Origin of the sequence: Saccharothrix obliqua (assembly GCF_019375475.1) — a bacterium.
Classification (GTDB): Bacteria; Actinomycetota; Actinomycetes; order Mycobacteriales; family Pseudonocardiaceae; genus Actinosynnema; species Actinosynnema obliqua.
In genome coordinates, this window is the sequence record NZ_JAHXGQ010000001.1 from 639769 (window position 1) to 656310 (window position 16542).

Genomic DNA, 16542 nt, shown 5'->3' on the forward strand with positions numbered 1-16542 from the left:
GCCCCAGGGTCTGGGCTGCATGGGCATGAGCCAGTCCTACGGCCCCGGCGACGAGGGCGAATCCGTCGCGACCATCCACCGCGCCCTGGACCTCGGGGTCACCCTCCTCGACACCGCCGACGCCTACGGCCGCGGCGCGAACGAAGAACTGGTCGGCCGCGCCATCGCCGACCGGCGGGACCGGGTGGTGCTGGCCACGAAGTTCGGCCTCGCCGACCCGGAGCGCCGCCCGCGCGGTGACGCCGCCTACGTGCGCCGCGCCTGCGAGGCGTCGCTGCGCCGCCTCGGCGTCGACCACATCGACCTCTACTACCAGCACCGCGTCGACCCGACCGTCCCGATCGAGGAAACGGTGGGCGCGATGGCGGAACTGGTGACAGAGGGCAAGGTCCGGCACCTCGGCCTGTCCGAGGCGAGCGCCGAGTCCATCCGACGCGCGCACGCGGTGCACCCGATCACCGCCCTCCAGAGCGAGTGGTCGCTGTGGACGCGGGAGATCGAAGACGTCATCGTCCCCACCTGCGCCGAACTGGGCATCGGCATCGTGCCCTTCTCACCGCTCGGCCGCGGTTTCCTCACCGGTCGCGTCACGTCGACCGCCGACCTCGCCGCGGACGACACCCGCCGCGCCATGCCGCGCTTCGCCGACGAGAACTTCGCCCGCAACCTGGCCATCGTCGAGGCCCTGACCGCGCTCGCCGCCGAACGCGGCGTCACGGCCGGTCAGCTCGCCCTCGCCTGGGTGCACCACCGGGGCGAGCACGTGGTGCCGATCCCGGGCACCAAGCGCGTCAAGTACCTGGAGGAGAACCTCGCCGCCGCGAGCCTCGACCTGTCGGCCGACGACCTCCGGGCGATCGAGCAAGCCGCACCCGCCGCCGCGGGCGACCGGTACCCGCCGGAAATGCTTCGCCTGTCCAACAAGTAGGGAGAGGGAAACCGTGGAGATCCGCCGGTTGGGCGCGCTGGAGGTCAGCGCGCAGGGCTTGGGCTGCATGGGCATGAGCGAGTTCTACGGTCCGGGCGACGAGGTCGAGTCCACCGCGACCATCCACCGCGCCCTGGACCTCGGCGTGTCGCTGCTCGACACGGCCGACATGTACGGGCCGTTCACCAACGAGGAACTGGTCGGCCGCGCCATCGCCGGCCGGCGGGACGAGGTCGTGCTCGCCACCAAGTTCGCCGTCGTGCGCGACTCGGCCGAACCACGTGCCGCGTGGGGTTTGCGCGGCGACCCGGAGTACGTGCGGCAGGCGTGCGAGGCGTCGTTGCGCCGCCTCGGCGTCGACCACATCGACCTCTACTACCAGCACCGCGTCGACCCGACCGTGCCCATCGAGGACACCGTGGGCGCGATGGCGGAACTGGTGGCAGCGGGGAAGGTCCGGCACATCGGGTTGTCCGAGGCGGGTGCGGGGACGATTCGGCGGGCGCACGCCGTGCACCCGATCGCCGCCGTGCAGACCGAGTGGTCGCTGTGGAGCCGGGACATCGAGGACGCCGTCGCCCCGACGTGCCGGGAGCTGGGCATCGGGATCGTCGCGTACTCACCGCTCGGCCGGGGTTTCCTCACCGGGCGGTACCGGTCGCGGGACGATTTCGCGGCGGGCGACGTGCGGCTCACCTCGCACATGCCCCGGTTCGAGGACGGGAACTTCGACCGGAACCTGGCGATCGTCGAATCGCTCCGGTCGGTCGCGGCCGAGCACGGTGTGACGCCCGGCCAGATCGCCCTCGCCTGGGTGCAGCACCAGGGCGCGGTGCCTATCCCGGGCACCAAGCGGGTGAAGTACCTGGAGGAGAACGTCCGGGCCGTCGAACTCGCGTTGACCGACGGGCAACTGGCGCGGATCGCGGACGCCGTGCCCCCGGCGTCGGTGCTGGGCGAGCGCTACCAGGCCGAGTCGATGCGCCAACTCGGCCGCTAGAGCCCACCGCCGAACCCGGCAGCCCCGCACCGCTCACCAGCGGCCGGGATTGCCGGGACGGGCGGTCGGGCAGGGGCTCTGATGGCGGCCGGAAGTCTGCCGACGGCAGGGGAGTGGCCGGCGGCTGGGACTCGCCGGGCCGGGCGGCCGGGCAGGGCCTGCTGGAACCGGGGCTCCGGAAGTGGCCGGGGCCTGCTGGCGGCCGAGGTCCGCTCGGGCTGGAATCTGCCGGGGCGAGGGGCCGGGCCTGGCCCAGGGATGCCGGCGGCCGGGGGCCTCCCGGGCGGGGGACCTCCCAGGCCGGGGGCTTGCCGGGCGGGGCTTGCCGGGCCGGGGGCCTGCCCGGCCGGAGGTGGGGTGCTACTGGACCATGATTCCGTTGCGGAGGTTGAATTCTCTTGTGCCCTGTGCGGCGAAGATGGTGGCGACCACCACCAGGATCACCCAGATCGGGAAGGCGATGAACCAGCCCAGGATGGTCAGCGCGAGCAGCCACAGCGGGAAGTTCACGATGATCAGCACGACGCCCAGCGCGGTCTGCCCGGCGTAGAGGTTGCCCGCACCCAGCCACAGCAGCGACAGCAGCACCGCGACCCCGGACGACTTGGCCGTCACGATGCCGCGCACCGGAACGCCGTAGGGCTGCGCGACACCGGGAGGATAGGCGCCGGGAGGATAGGCACCGGGAGGCTGGGCCACGGGCGGCTGCACGCCGTAGGGCTGGGCCGCTTCCGGCGCGGGCGGGGCGTGGGGGATGTAGACGGGCGGCTGCTGCGGCCACTGGTTGGTGCCGCACACGGGGCACGTGGTGTTCGGCGGCTGTAAGTACGCACCGCAGGAGCCGCACATCGGGGGCGGCCCGGCCGTGTTGGTCATGTGGCGCCTCCGTCTGCTCCGCTACGCCGTTACGGCTACCAATCGCCTCCGGACAGCCCCGTGTTACGGGTCACGCCAGGTTCGCCGCGACCGTCGCACCGAGTTCCCGGCACGCCTCCAACGCCTCCTTGCCGGGCGGCCCCGCGACCAGCACGTGTTCCGCGACCTTCCGCCACCCCAAGCCCTTCACGATGGCTTCGACACCGCGCACGGCGCCCGTGGTGTCGTTGTCGCCGTGCACGTACAAGCCGAACGGACGGCCCTTCGTGGCGTCCAGACAGGGGTAATAGACGACGTCGAAGAACACCTTCAACGCGCCGCTCATGTACCCCAGGTTGGCGGGCGTGCCCAGCAGGTACCCGTCGGCCGCCAGCACGTCCGCGGGGGTCGCCGCGAGGGCGGGTCGCCGAACCACCTCGACGTCCTCGATCTCGGGATCGGTCGCCCCGGCCAGCGTTGCCTCGAACATGGCCTGGAGGTTCGGCGACGGCGTGTGGTGCACGATCAGCAACCGGGACATGCGCGTGAGGCTGCCGGGTCTCACCCGTCCCCGCAACCAGGACACGGCCGAGTGGGTGACATCCGGTGTGACCGGCTGCGTCCCCGCGGTCGACCCACCGGCCATAACGCCTGGTCAGAACGTGATCAAAAACCCAGGCCCAGGTCAGGGGAGGGTCGGCGCGGTCGGTACTTTGGGTGCGCACGGGAACCCGGTGCGGGGTCGTGCGTCCAGGTAGGTGACCGGGAGGGAGAAATGGACACTCGCAGCATCGCGACCATGGCGAGGAACCGGCGGATCACGTGGGGCGGCGGCGGCGGGATCGGCCTGGCGCTGATCGGACTGCCGCTCGTGTTCATCGCGGTGTGGCCGGGCGTGGACCACAGCCCGTGGGACGTCAACACGATGATCCTCGCATTCGGCGTGGCGGTGTCCACGCTGAGCTACATCGCGGTGCGGATCGCGGTCGCCGCGGCGACCGACGACCGGGTCGGCCCGCCGACCAGGCGTCCTTGGCTGGTGGCGGGCGGCGCCCTGGCGATCTCGGTGCTCTGCCTGCTGATCGCCTTCGTGTCGTGAGCGGTTCCTGACGGCCCGTCAGCGGGCGGTCAGGAGTTCGGTCACCCGGTCGCGGAGGGCCGCCAGCTTCGCGGTGGCCCTGGTGCGGGTCTCGGCGAGGTCGTCGACGGGTTCGACGACCTCCAGGTACGCCTTCAGCTTCGGTTCGGTGCCCGACGGCCGCACGACCACCCGCACGCCGTCGGCGGTCAGCCGCACCACGTCCGCCTCCGGCAGCAGGTCCTCGAACGCGAACCCGGCCGGCGGGTCGCGCCGCAGCTCCGCCATCAACGCGCCGATCCGGCTCAGGTCGGTGAACCGCAGCGAGACCTGGTCGGTCAGGTGCAGGCCGTGGTCCAGCGCGAGCTGGTCCAACGCGTCCAGCAGGTCGCGGCCGGCGGCCTTGAGCCCCGCCGCCAGGTCGCACGCCACGACGGCCGCCGAGATGCCGTCCTTGTCGTTGACGTGCTGCGGGTCGACGCAGTTGCCCAGCGCCTCCTCGTAGGCGAACACCAGCCCCTCGCCCGCGCGGACCAGCCACTTGAACCCGGTCAGCGTCTCCGCGTACCGCGCGCCGTGCGCGGCGGCGATCGACTTGAGCAGGGACGACGACACGATCGTCGTCGCCACCAGCGGATCGGGTGTGTCCACAGTGGACAGCACCAGGGAGCCGAGCAGGACGCCGGTCTCGTCGCCACGCAGCATCCGCCACGCGCCGTCGCGGTCCCGGACGCCCAGGGCGCACCGGTCGGCGTCCGGGTCGAGCGCGATCGCCAGGTCGGCGTCCTCCTCGGCGGCCAGCGCGAGCAGGCGGTCCGCCGCGCCCGGTTCCTCCGGGTTGGGGAACGCCACGGTCGGGAAGTCCGGGTCGGGCGCCGCCTGCTCGCGGACCACCCGCACGTCGGTGAAACCCGCGCGCCGCAACGCTTCCACGGCCATCTGACCGCCCACGCCGTGCATCGGGGTGAGCACCACGCGCAGGTCGCGCGACCTGCCCCGGGGCAGCGAGGCGACCCGTTCCAGGTACTCGTCCACCTCGGCGTCGCTCACCGGCAGGTGGTCGTCGGACAGCGGCACGGAGACGGCGGCGGGCACGGCGGCGATGGCGGCCTCGATCTCGCGGTCGGCGGGCGGCACGATCTGGCCGCCGCCCGCCAGGTACAGCTTGTAGCCGTTGTCGGCGGGCGGGTTGTGCGACGCGGTGATCTGCACGCCCGCGACCGCGCCGTGCCGCCGCACCAGGAACGCCAGCACGGGCGTCGGCAGCGGGCCGGGCAGCACCCGCACGGTGAAGCCCGCGCCCGCCAGCACACCCGCGGCGGCGGTGGCGAACTCCTCCGAGCCGTGCCTGGCGTCGCGGCCGACGAACACCGTCCCGTCGTGCCCCTTGGCACGCAGCCACGCCGCGAGCCCGGCCGTGGTGCGGATCACCACGGCCCGGTTCATGCCGTTGGACCCGGCGCGCACCGGTCCGCGCAGCCCGGCCGTGCCGAAGGTGAGCGGTCCGGCCATGCGGTCCGCCAGGTCGTCCGCGGCGGCGGCGTCGCCACCCATCGCGCGGGCGAGCACGGCCTGCAACTCGGCCCGCGTGTCGGGCGACGGGTCGTCGGCGATCCACCGGAACGTCGCGTCGCGCAGCGCCGGGAGCAGGGTCATGCCCGCGTCACCAGCTCCCGCAGCAGCTCACCCATGCGGCCCGCCGCGGCGGCGCCCGCGTCCAGCACCTCCTGGTGGTTGAGCGGTTCGCCGGTGATGCCCGCGGCGAGGTTCGTCACCAGCGACAGGCCGAACACCTCGACGCCCTCGGCGCGGGCGGCGATGGCCTCCAGCACGGTGGACATGCCGACCAGGTCCGCGCCCAGGGTGCGCAGCATCCGGATCTCGGCGGGCGTCTCGAAGTGCGGTCCGGGCAGGCCCGCGTACACGCCCTCCTCCAGCGACGGGTCGATCTCCCGCGCCAGGTCGCGCAACCGCGCCGAGTAGAGGTCGGTCAGGTCCACGAACCGCGCGCCGACCAGGGGCGACGACGCCGTGAGGTTCAGGTGGTCGCTGATCAGCACCGGCTGGCCGACCGACATGCCCTGCCGGAGGCCGCCGGCGGCGTTGGTCAGGACCACCGACTTGACGCCGCTGGCGGCGGCCGTGCGCACGCCGTGCACGACCTTGTCGATGCCCTTGCCCTCGTAGCCGTGGGTGCGGCCGAGGAGGACGAGCACGTTCTTGTCGCCCACGGGCACGGATCGGATCGTGCCCCCGTGGCCGAACGCGGTGGGGGGCGCGAAGCCGGGCAGGTCGCCCATGGGCACCTCGGCGGCCGGTGCGCCGATGAGGTCGGCGGCGGGCCGCCAGCCCGACCCGAGCACCACGGCGATGTCGTGGCGCGGCACGCCGGTCCGTTCGGCGAGCGCGGCGGCGGCCTGTGCTTCGAGGCTGTCTTCACTGATGGCGGTCACGGCCGCGAGCCTAATGGGCGGCTCGTCGGGGTGCCGTCGCGCTCGCCCGGGGAGGGCAGGTGCGTGAGGAGGGGGAGGGACGAAGGGGGCGGCGGGGAGGACGAGGGGACGAGGGAGAAGCGAGGCGGAGGAGGGGGAGGGCGGGGTGCGGCGGGCGGTTTTGGGGCGGGGAGGGCGAAGGCCGGGCGAGGAGGGGAGGGGGCGAGGAGGGGGGCGAGGGCGGGTGCGGCGGGTGTGGAGGTGGGCGGGGTTTTGGGGGCGCGGCGGTGGGGAGGGAGGGCCGCGGCGGTGGAGGGGGAGCGGCGAAGAGAGGGGCGAGAGCGGGGCGTGGCGGCGGGCGCGGTCGAGGGGCGCGGCGGGAGGGGGAGAGGAGTGGGGCTGCGTGCGGGGCGCGGGGGCGGTTCGGCAGGGGTGCGGGTGGGCGCGTGGTCAGCCGGTTACCGCGAACGTGCGGGCGATGGTGTTGAACAGCTTGTCCCGCCCGGCCTCCTCCTGCTCGGTCGGGAACACCACCTCCACCACCCACAGGTCCGCCCCGCGCGGCAGGACGCGGGAGTAGCGGGAGCGGCGGAGGTCGGGGCCCGGCGGGTTGGACGCCGGGCCCAGTTCGGTTGCCTTCTCGACGGTTCGGTAGCTGAACTGCACCGGGCTCGCCATCGCGGTCGGGTCGATGGGGTCGGTGACGTCCGTGGCCTCGCCGAAGATCCGGCCCTCCGGCCACCGGGAGCGCACCAGGGCCAGGTAGTCGCCCACCTCGTGCTTGGGGAAGTAGCCGGCGAAGCGCTGCACCGTCACCTCGTACGCGCCGGACGGGGCCACCAGGTGCACGACGGTGCTCGGCACCAGGCCCTTGTTGGCGCGCTGCTCCAGGAAGCTCGTCCAGTCCTCGCCCACCTCGATGGTGAAACCCGCGCCCTGCTCGCCGTTGGCGGTGGCGGCGGACGCCGTGGTGGGGCTCAGGCGCACCTCGTCGGACAGGGCGGGCAGCGGTGGTGCGGTGGTGGCCCGCGGCGGCAGCAGGGGCGCGCCCGCCAACGCCCTGGTGATGGCGAAGCCCGCGCTGCCGCCGATCGCGAACAGCACGGCGGCGGCGACCACGACCAGCGCGGTCAGCCGCCTGCGCGGCGACGCGGCCGGCGACGGGGTGAACGGCAGCGGGCCGGGGTCGGGCGCCAGCGGGGTTTCCGGCGGGATCGGGGCCTTGACCAGCGCGGCCGGGCGGGTCACCGGCACGACCGGGCGGGCCCGCGCGTCCGCCGGGAACACGTCCACGCCGGGCTCGGGCAGCAGCGGCCGGACGCGGCGGCGCACCTCGGCCAGCGACATGCGTTCCCCGGCGGCCTTGGCCATCAGGCCCGCGACGACCGGTTCCAGCGCACCGCACGCCGACGCGGGCGGCACGTCGCCGTGGATCACCTGGTTGATGGTCTGCATGATGTTCGCGCCCTCGTAGGGCTCCTGACCGGTCATGACGGCGAACAACGTCGCGCCGAGCGACCACTGGTCGGCGGCCTCGGTGACGTCGCCGCCCGCCGCGACCTCGGGCGCGATGAACGCGGGCGTGCCGAGCGCGATGCCGCGCGCGGTGAGCGTGGCCTCGGCGACGTTGCGCGCGATCCCGAAGTCGGTCAGCTTCACCCGGCCGTCCTCGGCGACCAGCACGTTGCCCGGCTTCACGTCCCGGTGCGTGATGCCCGCGCGGTGCGCGGCCTCCAGCGCGGCGGCCACGGCGTCGGCGACCACCGCGCCCTGCCGCGCGTCCAGCGGCCCGAGCCTGCGCACCAGGTCGGCCAGCGACTCCGACGGCACCAGCTCCATCACCACGTACGGGTCGCCGTCGACCCGCGCCACGTCGTACAGCGTCACGACGTTCGGGTGGGCCAGCTGCGCGACCGAGCGGGCCTCGCGGAGGGTGCGCTCACGCAGCAGGTCGGCCTCCGCCTCGGGCATCCCCGGCGGGACCAGGACCTCCTTCACCGCCACGTCGCGGCGCAGCGTCTCGTCGTGCGCGGCCCACACCGTGCCCATCGACCCGCGTCCCAGCACGTGGCGCAGGCGGTAGCGGCCCGCGATCAGGCGCTCGGTATCCACCCGAGCGATTGTCCACGAGCGTGGAAGACTGGCGACGCGGTCGACCCCGGGCCGCGTGACACCCCGACCGCACGGTCGCGGCGGTGAAACTCACATAGCCGCCGTGATACCAGTGGGTAACACTGCGGAGCATGATGGAGCCGACTGGTGAACCGGCGCTCGCCGCCGAATTCCCCGCGCCCGACCGGGAGCAGTGGCTGGACCTGGTCCGGGGCGTGCTCCGCAAGTCCGGCGCGGACTTCGAGTCGCTGGTGACGACCACCTACGACGGCATCCGCGTCCAACCCCTCTACACCGCCGACGACACCGCGCCGCCCGCGGGCTTCCCCGGCCTGCCGCCGTACACGCGTGGCGGTCGGCCGCAGGGCCGGGTGGGCGGCTGGGACGTCCGCCAGCAGCACGCCGTGCCCGACCGCGCCGCGGTGCTGACCGACCTGGAGAACGGCGTCACGTCGCTGTGGCTCAAGGACGTGCCCGCCGACCGGCTGGCCGACGTGCTGACCGGCGTCCACCTCGACCTCGCGCCGGTGGTGGTGGACGCGGGCGCGGACTTCCACGCCGCCGGCCGCGCCGCGCTGCGGCTGTGGGGGGAGGCGACCGGCGAGGTCCGGGGCAACGTGGGCGCGGACCCCCTGGGCGTGCGGGCGCGCACCGGCGCCGAGCCGGACTTCGCGGCGCTCGGCGACCTGGTCGACGCGGCACGTGCCTTCCCCGGCCTGCGGGTGGTCGTAGTGGACGGCCTGCCGTTCCACGAGGCGGGCGGCTCGGACGCGGAGGAGCTGGGCGCGTCGCTCGCGGCGGGCGTGACCTACCTGCGCGAGCTGACCGCGCTCGGCCTGTCCGCGGCGGATGCCGCGCGGCTGCTGGAGTTCCGCTACGCGGCGACCACCGACCAGTTCCTCACCACCGCGAAGTTCCGCGCCGCGCGGCGGTTGTGGGCACGCGTGACGGAGGTCGTGGGCACGCCGACGCCGCAGCTCCAGCACGCCGTCACCTCGCCCGCGATGATGACCCGTCGCGACCCGTGGGTGAACATGCTGCGCACCACCGTGGCGTGCTTCGGCGCGGGCCTCGGCGGCGCGGACGCGGTGACCGTGCTGCCGTTCGACCACGCGATCGGCAAACCCGACGACTTCGCCCGCCGGATCGCGCGCAACACGCAGTCCCTGCTGCTGGAGGAATCCCGGCTGGCGAGCGTGATCGACCCGGCGGGCGGCTCCTGGTACGTGGAGCGGCTGACCGACGACCTGGCACGCACCGCGTGGGCGTGGTTCCAGGAGATCGAGGCGGCGGGCGGGCTGCCCGCGGCGTTCCCGCTGGTGGCGGAGCGGCTGGCGGCGACCTGGGCGCGGCGGTCGGCGAACCTGGCCGACCGGGTGGACGCCATCACGGGCGTCAGCGAGTTCCCCGACCTCGACGAGCGGCCGGTGGTGCGCGAGCCGTGGCCCGCGCCGCCGGGCGGCGGGTTGCCCCGCGTGCGGTACGCGCAGGCGTTCGAGGCGTTGCGGGACGCGGCCGACGCCGCGCCGGTGCGCCCCGCGGTCTTCCTCGCCACGCTCGGCCCGGTCGCCACGCACACCGCGCGGGCGTCGTTCGCCGCGAACCTGTTCCAGGCGGGCGGTATCGCGACGCCGCGGGCGGGTGCGACGCGGGACGTGGCCGACGTGGTGGCGGCGTTCCGGGCGAGCGGCACGCGGATCGCGTGCCTGTGCGGCAGCGACGAGGGTTACGCGGAGCTGGCCGCGCCGGTCGCCGACGCGTTGCGCGCCGCGGGCGCCGAACGGGTGCTGCTGGCGGGCCGGGGTTCCGCCGCGGCGGTCGACGGGCACGTGCACGCCGGGTGCCCGGCGCTGCGGGTGCTGGAGGACACCTTCGACTTCCTCGGAGTGGAGCGATGATCCCGAACTTCGCCGAGATCGACCTCGGTGAGCCGACCACCGCCGACGCCGACGGGTGGCGTGCCGCGTTGCGCGCCGCCACCGGCGAGGACGTGGACGCCCTGGTGCGGGAGACGCCGGAGGGCATCGCCGTGCGGCCGGTGTACTCGGCGGCCGACACCGAGGGCCTGGACTTCCTGGCCACCTACCCGGGCATCGCGCCGTTCCTGCGCGGCCCGTACCCGACGATGTACGTCAACCAGCCGTGGACCGTCCGGCAGTACGCGGGCTTCTCCACGGCCGAGGAGTCCAACGCCTTCTACCGCCGCAACCTCGCGGCCGGGCAGAAGGGCCTGTCCGTGGCGTTCGACCTGGCCACGCACCGGGGCTACGACTCCGACCACCCGCGCGTGGCGGGTGACGTGGGCATGGCGGGCGTGGCGATCGACTCCATCTACGACATGCGGCAGCTCTTCGACGGCATCCCGCTGGACCGGATGTCGGTGTCGATGACCATGAACGGCGCGGTGCTGCCCGTGCTCGCGCTGTACGTGGTGGCGGCGGAGGAGCAGGGCGTCGCGCCCGAGCAGCTGGCGGGGACCATCCAGAACGACATCCTCAAGGAGTTCATGGTCCGCAACACCTACATCTACCCGCCGGGCCCGTCGATGCGGATCATCTCGGACATCTTCGCGTACACGTCGCGGCGGATGCCGAAGTTCAACTCCATCTCGATCTCCGGCTACCACATGCAGGAGGCGGGTGCGACGGCCGACCTGGAGCTGGCGTACACGCTGGCCGACGGCGTCGAGTACCTGCGGGCCGGGCGGGACGCGGGCCTGGACGTCGACGCCTTCGCGCCCCGGCTGTCGTTCTTCTGGGCGATCGGCATGAACTTCTTCACCGAGGTCGCCAAGATGCGTGCCGCGCGGCTGCTGTGGGCGAAGCTGGTGAAGGGCTTCGACCCGAAGTCGCCGAAATCGCTGTCGCTGCGCACGCACTGCCAGACGTCGGGCTGGTCGCTCACCGCGCAGGACGTGTTCAACAACGTCGCCCGCACGTGCGTGGAGGCGATGGCCGCCACGCAGGGGCACACGCAGTCGTTGCACACCAACGCGCTGGACGAAGCGCTCGCGCTCCCGACGGACTTCTCCGCGCGCATCGCCCGCAACACGCAACTGCTGCTGCAACAGGAATCCGGCACGACGCGCGTCATCGACCCGTGGGGCGGCAGCGCGTTCGTGGAACGCCTGACGCACGACCTGGCGCACCGCGCGTGGGCGCACATCACGGAGGTCGAGGCGGCCGGCGGGATGGCGCGGGCGATCGACGCGGGCATCCCGAAGCTGCGCATCGAGGAGGCCGCCGCCCGGACCCAGGCACGCATCGACTCCGGCCGCCAGCCGGTGATCGGCGTGAACAAGTACCGGGTGGACGTCGACGAGCAGATCGACGTGCTCAAGGTGGACAACGCGGGCGTGCGCGCGCAGCAGCTCGCGAAGCTGGCCCGGTTGCGCGCGGAACGGGACCAGTCCGCCGTGGACGACGCGTTGCGGGCGTTGACCGGCGCCGCGAACGGTGCCGGCAACCTGCTGGAGCTGGCCGTCGACGCCGCACGCGCCAAGGCGACCGTCGGCGAGATCTCCGAGGCGCTGAGCCGGGTGTGGGGTCGTCACTCCGCGCAGATCCGTACCATCACGGGTGTCTACCGGGAGGAGGCCGGCTCGGTGTCCAACGTGGAGCGGACGCGGGCGGCGGTGGCCGGGTTCGCCGAGGAGGAGGGCCGCCGGCCACGCATCCTGGTCGCCAAGATGGGCCAGGACGGGCACGACCGGGGGCAGAAGGTGATCGCCACGGCGTTCGCCGACCTCGGTTTCGACGTCGACGTCGGCCCGCTGTTCCAGACGCCCGACGAGGTGGCGCGGCAGGCCGTGGAGGCGGACGTGCACATCGTGGGCGTGTCCTCGCTCGCCGCCGGTCACCTCACGCTGGTGCCCGCGTTGCGCGCGGCGCTCGCCGAGCTGGGTCGGCCGGACATCGTGGTCGTGGTCGGCGGCGTGATCCCGCCGCAGGACTTCGACGCGTTGCGCGCGGCGGGCGCGGCGGCGATCTTCCCGCCGGGCACGGTCATCGCGGACGCGGCGGGCGACCTGCTGCGCGAGCTGGCGGCACGACTCGGGCATGGCTAGGCCCGTCGACGTGGGCGAGTACGCGCGTGGCGTGCTCGCCGGTGACCGGAGCACGCTGGCACGCGCGATCACGCTGGTCGAGTCGACCCGCGCGGACCACCGCCGGCTCGCGCAGCGGCTCCTGGTCGAGCTGCTGCCGCACGCGGGCGGTGCGCACCGGGTCGGCATCACCGGCGTGCCGGGCGTCGGCAAGTCGACGTTCATCGACGCGTTCGGCTCGATGCTGACCGGGCTCGGCCACCGGGTCGCGGTGCTGGCGGTCGACCCGTCGTCCACCCGGACCGGCGGCTCGATCCTCGGCGACAAGACCCGGATGGCGCGGCTCGCCGTCGACCCGGCGGCGTTCATCCGGCCCTCGCCCACGTCCGGCACGTTGGGCGGCGTCGCGAAGGCCACCCGGGAGACCATCGTGCTGGTCGAGGCGGCCGGGTACGACGTGGTGCTGGTGGAGACCGTCGGCGTCGGCCAGTCCGAGGTGGCGGTGGCGAACATGACCGACTGCTCGCTGCTGCTGACCCTCGCCCGGACGGGCGACCAGCTCCAGGGGATCAAGAAGGGCGTCCTGGAACTCGCCGACGTGATCGCGGTGAACAAGGCCGACGGCACGCACGAGCCGGACGCCCGGCAGGCCGCGCGGGAACTCGCGGGCGCGCTGCGGCTGCTGCGCGTGCCGGACGCGGTGTGGCACCCGCCGGTGCTCACGTGCAGCGGCCTCACCGGCGCCGGGCTGGACGACGTGTGGCGGCAGGTGCGCCGGCACCGGGAGGCGTTGCTGCCCGGTGGCGGGGTGGCCGAGCGGCGGCGGCGTCAGCAGGTGGAGTGGACCTGGGCGATGGTGCGGGACCGGCTGCTGGGCGAGCTGCACGCCGACCCGGCGGTGCGCGCGGTCGCGCCGGAGGTGGAGCGGCTGGTGCGGGACGGGGAGCTGACCGCGACGCTGGCCGCGGAACGCATCCTGGAGGCGTTCACGGGTCGTGAGGGCCGAGTCCGAGGTGCGCACGGGACGTGAGGGCGGGGGCGGCGGGCGTTCACGGGTCGTGAGGGCCAAGCTGGTTTGGGTGACCACTGAGAGTGGTAACCACGGTGAGCGGTGGCTAGTCTTGGTGACCGTGACCAAGTGGCGATCTGTCCTCGCGGCGTGCCTCTTCGTGCTGATGAGCGCGCTGACCGTGAGTGGTGTGGCGCAGGCCACACCTCAGCAGCGGAGCGCCCCGGTCGTGGTCGCCCAGCCGACTGAATCGGTTCCTCCTGGGCCGGAGGTCAACGCCCCACAGCAGGAAGACCGGGGCATCGCCACCGACACGCGGAAGAAGTTGTGGATCGGTGGTATCGCGCTGGTCCTGTTCGCCCTCGTTTACTGGCGTAACAAGAAGCGCTGGGACAAGTGGCGGAAGGCCAGGAAAGCCGGCTGAGCGGTCGTTGGGGGCGGCCTGGTTCTCAGCACGTGGGAGTCCGGGCTCGTAGCGCGGTCCTCCTGCGGGACCCCTCGCGCGGCTTGATCGGTCTGACCGAAACTCGCGCGCCGCTCGGCGCAGCCGTGCGACCGGCCGGCGGTTGATCAACGGGGCGAGCGACGGCACCGCCAGGGCTGATGCAGGATGGACGCAAATGGGCACCGACTTCAAGACGAGGACGCGCTCGGCCGTCGAGCGGTACTCGAATGCGCTGGTAGAACTCTCGCACAGCATCCACGCGGAGCCCGAGGTCGCGTTCGCGGAGCACCGCAGCGCGGCCAAGGTGGCGGACCTCGTGGCCGCCGAGGGCTTCGCGGTGGACCGCGGTGTCGCCGACCTGGAGACGGCTTTCGTCGCCTCCTACGGCTCCGGTGACCTCGTGCTCGCGCTGTGCGCGGAGTACGACGCGCTGCCCGAGGTGGGCCACGCGTGCGGGCACAACGTGATCGCCGCCGCCTCGACGGGCGCGGCGCTCGCGTTGCGCGACGTGGCGGACGAACTGGGGTTGACGGTCCGCCTCGTCGGCACGCCCGCCGAGGAGGTCGGCGGCGGCAAGGTCCTCATGCTGGAGCGCGGCGTCTTCGACGACGTGTCGTTGTCCATGATGGTGCACCCCGCGCCGTACGAGGCGATCGGCGCCCGCTCGCTCGCGATCACCGACGTCGAGGTGCACTACACCGGCAAGCCCTCGCACGCCGCCGCCGCGCCGCACCTCGGCGTGAACGCGGCGGACGCGATCACCGTCGCCCAGGTCGCCATCGGCCTGGCGCGGCAGCACCTGGAGCCCGGCCAGATGGTCAGCGGCATCGTCACGCGCGGCGGCGCGGTGCCCAACGTGGTGCCCGCCCGCACGTCGGCGATGTTCGACCTGCGTGCCGAAGACCTGGAGTCGCTCCGGCGGCTGGAGGAGCGGATCAACCGCTGCTTCGCCGCGGGCGCGCTCGCCACCGGCTGCACGCACGAGGTCGTCAAGGTCTCGCCCGTCTACGCCGAGCTGACCCCGGACCCGTGGCTCGCCGACGCCTACCGGCGTGCGATCACGGAACTGGGGCGCACCCCGCTTGACCCCGCCGAGGAGCGGGGCAGGCGAATAGGCAGCACCGACATGGGGAACGTCACCCGTGCACTGCCCGCAATCCACCCGACCATCGCCATCGACTGCGGAGACGCGGTGAACCACCAAATCGAGTTCGCGACCGCCTGTGCGTCGGCGTCCGCCGACCGAGCTGTGCTCGACGGAGCACTCGCCCTTGCCTGGACAACCATCGCCGCCGCCTGTGACGACGCGCAGCGGGACCGGCTCGTGGGCGGTGCGGCATGACGGTCCTCGACTCGCGCCCCGAGCTGCCGGGGGAGGAGGATCCCGAGGTGCTGTTGACCGAACGCGGGGTCAGCATTGCCCCTGTGGCTGATCCCGGCGAGGGCCGAGGACCCTCCTGGCTGGACGAGTGGCTGGCCGCCAACGCCGCCGAAGTGGTGGCCTGGCGGCGGCACATCCACGCGCATCCCGAACTGTCCCGCAACGAGCACGCGACCACGGAGCTGATCGCGCGCCTGCTGCGCTCCGCCGGCCTCAAGCCGCGGGTGCTGCCCGGCGGCACGGGTCTGGTGTGCGACGTCGGCAGTGGACCGAGGTGCGTGGCGCTGCGCGCGGACATCGACGCGCTGCCGCTCACCGAGAACACCGGCGCGCCCTACTCGTCCACTGTGGACGGGGTCGCGCACGCGTGCGGCCACGACGCGCACACCACCGTCCTGCTGGGCGCGGCGCTCGCGCTGGCCTCGGCGACCGAGCTGCCCGGCCGCGTGCGGCTGGTGTTCCAGCCCGCCGAGGAGGTCATGCCGGGCGGCGCGCTGGACGTGCTCGCGGCGGGCGGCCTGGACGGCGTGGAGCGGATCTTCGGCCTGCACTGCGACCCGCGCCTGCCGGTCGGCCGGATCGGCACGCGCATCGGACCCATCACGTCGGCCAGCGACCTGCTGGAGCTGCGCCTGACCTCGCCCGGCGGCCACACCTCGCGCCCGCACCTCACGGCCGACCTGGTGCACGCGCTGGGCACCGTCATCACCGGCCTGCCGACGTTGCTGTCCCGCCGGGTCGACCCCAGGTCGGGCACCGTCCTGGTGTGGGGCGCGGTGCACGCGGGCGAGGCGGCGAACGCCGTGCCGCAGGACGGCGTGCTGCGCGGCACCCTGCGCACCGGCGACCGCGACATCTGGGCCGAGCTGGAGCCGTTGATCAAGGAGCTGGTCGGCGCGCTGCTCGCGCCCACCGGCGTCGGCTTCGACCTGCACCACCGCCGCGGCGTGCCGCCCGTGGTGAACGACCGCGAGAGCACGGTGCTGCTGCGGGCGGGCATCGAGGCGGCGCTGGGTGAGGACGCCCTGGCGGGCACCGAGCAGTCCTCGGGCGGCGAGGACTTCGGCTGGTACCTGGAGCACGTGCCGGGCTCGTTCGCGCGCCTGGGCGTGTGGGACGGCGTGGGCAAGCAGCGCGACCTGCACCAGCCCGGTTTCGACCTGGACGAGCGCGCCCTCCTGGTGGGCATCCGCGTGCTGGTGCACGCGGCGCTGGCGTCGCTGGCCTGACCGACCACGCCGGAGCACCGCCCGGTGC

At 73.7% G+C, this 16542-nt stretch carries 14 protein-coding genes; 9 read left to right on the top strand and 5 right to left on the bottom strand.

All coding sequences use genetic code 11. The features are described from left to right. Positions 1 to 19: 19 nt before the first annotated feature. Both KZQ38_RS03225 and KZQ38_RS03230 read left to right on the top strand, forming a co-directional pair. A complete protein-coding gene (locus tag KZQ38_RS03225; RefSeq protein WP_219439317.1) occupies positions 20 to 928 on the top strand; it encodes an aldo/keto reductase in 909 nt (302 codons plus the stop codon). A 67-nt stretch (positions 929 to 995) separates the two neighbouring features. Next, positions 996 to 1928: an aldo/keto reductase gene (locus KZQ38_RS03230; protein WP_219439319.1), complete on the top strand. Its 933-nt coding sequence runs from the start codon at positions 996 to 998 to the stop codon at positions 1926 to 1928. Positions 1929 to 2288: 360 nt separating this feature from the next. Here the strand turns inward: KZQ38_RS03230 and KZQ38_RS03235 are convergent, their stop codons facing one another. Next, a complete protein-coding gene (locus KZQ38_RS03235) occupies positions 2289 to 2804 on the bottom strand; it encodes a TM2 domain-containing protein (protein WP_219438183.1) in 516 nt (171 codons plus the stop codon). A 70-nt stretch (positions 2805 to 2874) separates the two neighbouring features. Further along, entirely contained in the window at positions 2875 to 3324 is a 450-nt protein-coding gene (locus tag KZQ38_RS03240; RefSeq protein WP_219438185.1) for a flavodoxin family protein, read from the bottom strand. 258 nt (positions 3325 to 3582) lie between these two features. Here KZQ38_RS03240 and KZQ38_RS03245 point away from each other — a divergent pair, with 258 nt between their 5' ends. Further along, a complete protein-coding gene (locus KZQ38_RS03245) occupies positions 3583 to 3882 on the top strand; it encodes a hypothetical protein (RefSeq protein ID WP_257900584.1) in 300 nt (99 codons plus the stop codon). Between the two features lie 18 nt (positions 3883 to 3900). Here KZQ38_RS03245 and KZQ38_RS03250 read toward each other — a convergent pair whose 3' ends face one another. The 3 genes from KZQ38_RS03250 to KZQ38_RS03260 all read right to left on the bottom strand — a co-directional run bounded on the left by KZQ38_RS03250 (position 3901) and on the right by KZQ38_RS03260 (position 8405). Further along, positions 3901 to 5517: a phospho-sugar mutase gene (locus KZQ38_RS03250; RefSeq protein WP_219438189.1), complete on the bottom strand. Its 1617-nt coding sequence runs from the start codon at positions 5515 to 5517 to the stop codon at positions 3901 to 3903. Then, positions 5514 to 6314, bottom strand: a complete 801-nt coding sequence (locus KZQ38_RS03255) for a purine-nucleoside phosphorylase (RefSeq protein ID WP_372452201.1) — start codon at positions 6312 to 6314, stop codon at positions 5514 to 5516. The genes KZQ38_RS03250 and KZQ38_RS03255 overlap by 4 nt, the downstream gene beginning before the upstream one ends. Before the next feature lie 429 nt (positions 6315 to 6743). After that, a complete protein-coding gene (locus KZQ38_RS03260; RefSeq protein ID WP_308258216.1) occupies positions 6744 to 8405 on the bottom strand; it encodes a serine/threonine-protein kinase in 1662 nt (553 codons plus the stop codon). 134 nt (positions 8406 to 8539) lie between these two features. Here KZQ38_RS03260 and KZQ38_RS03265 point away from each other — a divergent pair, with 134 nt between their 5' ends. From KZQ38_RS03265 to KZQ38_RS03290, 6 genes are all read left to right on the top strand, one after another. Next, positions 8540 to 10303 carry a methylmalonyl-CoA mutase subunit beta gene (locus KZQ38_RS03265; protein WP_219439325.1) on the top strand — a complete coding sequence of 588 codons (1764 nt, stop codon included), beginning with the start codon at positions 8540 to 8542 and terminating at the stop codon, positions 10301 to 10303. Beyond that, positions 10300 to 12471, top strand: coding sequence for a methylmalonyl-CoA mutase (gene scpA, locus KZQ38_RS03270; protein ID WP_219438191.1), 2172 nt, complete (start codon positions 10300 to 10302; stop codon positions 12469 to 12471). The genes KZQ38_RS03265 and scpA overlap by 4 nt, the downstream gene beginning before the upstream one ends. Continuing rightward, complete coding sequence (gene meaB / locus KZQ38_RS03275; protein ID WP_219438193.1) at positions 12464 to 13480, top strand: methylmalonyl Co-A mutase-associated GTPase MeaB; 1017 nt, start codon at positions 12464 to 12466, stop codon at positions 13478 to 13480. The genes scpA and meaB overlap by 8 nt, the downstream gene beginning before the upstream one ends. A 94-nt stretch (positions 13481 to 13574) precedes the next feature. Next, positions 13575 to 13883, top strand: coding sequence for a hypothetical protein (locus KZQ38_RS03280; protein ID WP_219438195.1), 309 nt, complete (start codon positions 13575 to 13577; stop codon positions 13881 to 13883). 196 nt (positions 13884 to 14079) lie between these two features. Further along, on the top strand, positions 14080 to 15246 hold the full coding sequence (locus tag KZQ38_RS03285; RefSeq protein WP_219438197.1) for a M20 family metallopeptidase: 1167 nt from the start codon (positions 14080 to 14082) through the stop codon (positions 15244 to 15246). Then, positions 15243 to 16514, top strand: coding sequence for an amidohydrolase (locus KZQ38_RS03290; protein WP_219438198.1), 1272 nt, complete (start codon positions 15243 to 15245; stop codon positions 16512 to 16514). Before KZQ38_RS03285 ends, KZQ38_RS03290 begins: the two co-directional genes overlap by 4 nt. Positions 16515 to 16542: the final 28 nt, after the last annotated feature.

Bases quoted from the DNA above. Each gene is read 5' to 3' on its own strand.
- KZQ38_RS03225 (WP_219439317.1), top strand. From the start codon at position 20: ATGGGCATGAGCCAGTCCTACGGCCCCGGCGACGAGGGCGAATCCGTC.
- KZQ38_RS03230 (WP_219439319.1), top strand. From the start codon at position 996: ATGGGCATGAGCGAGTTCTACGGTCCGGGCGACGAGGTCGAGTCCACC.
- KZQ38_RS03235 (WP_219438183.1), bottom strand. From the start codon at position 2,804: ATGACCAACACGGCCGGGCCGCCCCCGATGTGCGGCTCCTGCGGTGCG.
- KZQ38_RS03240 (WP_219438185.1), bottom strand. From the start codon at position 3,324: ATGTCCCGGTTGCTGATCGTGCACCACACGCCGTCGCCGAACCTCCAG.
- KZQ38_RS03245 (WP_257900584.1), top strand. From the start codon at position 3,583: ATGGCGAGGAACCGGCGGATCACGTGGGGCGGCGGCGGCGGGATCGGC.
- KZQ38_RS03250 (WP_219438189.1), bottom strand. From the start codon at position 5,517: ATGACCCTGCTCCCGGCGCTGCGCGACGCGACGTTCCGGTGGATCGCC.
- KZQ38_RS03265 (WP_219439325.1), top strand. From the start codon at position 8,540: ATGGAGCCGACTGGTGAACCGGCGCTCGCCGCCGAATTCCCCGCGCCC.
- scpA (WP_219438191.1), top strand. From the start codon at position 10,300: ATGATCCCGAACTTCGCCGAGATCGACCTCGGTGAGCCGACCACCGCC.
- meaB (WP_219438193.1), top strand. From the start codon at position 12,464: ATGGCTAGGCCCGTCGACGTGGGCGAGTACGCGCGTGGCGTGCTCGCC.
- KZQ38_RS03285 (WP_219438197.1), top strand. From the start codon at position 14,080: ATGGGCACCGACTTCAAGACGAGGACGCGCTCGGCCGTCGAGCGGTAC.
- KZQ38_RS03290 (WP_219438198.1), top strand. From the start codon at position 15,243: ATGACGGTCCTCGACTCGCGCCCCGAGCTGCCGGGGGAGGAGGATCCC.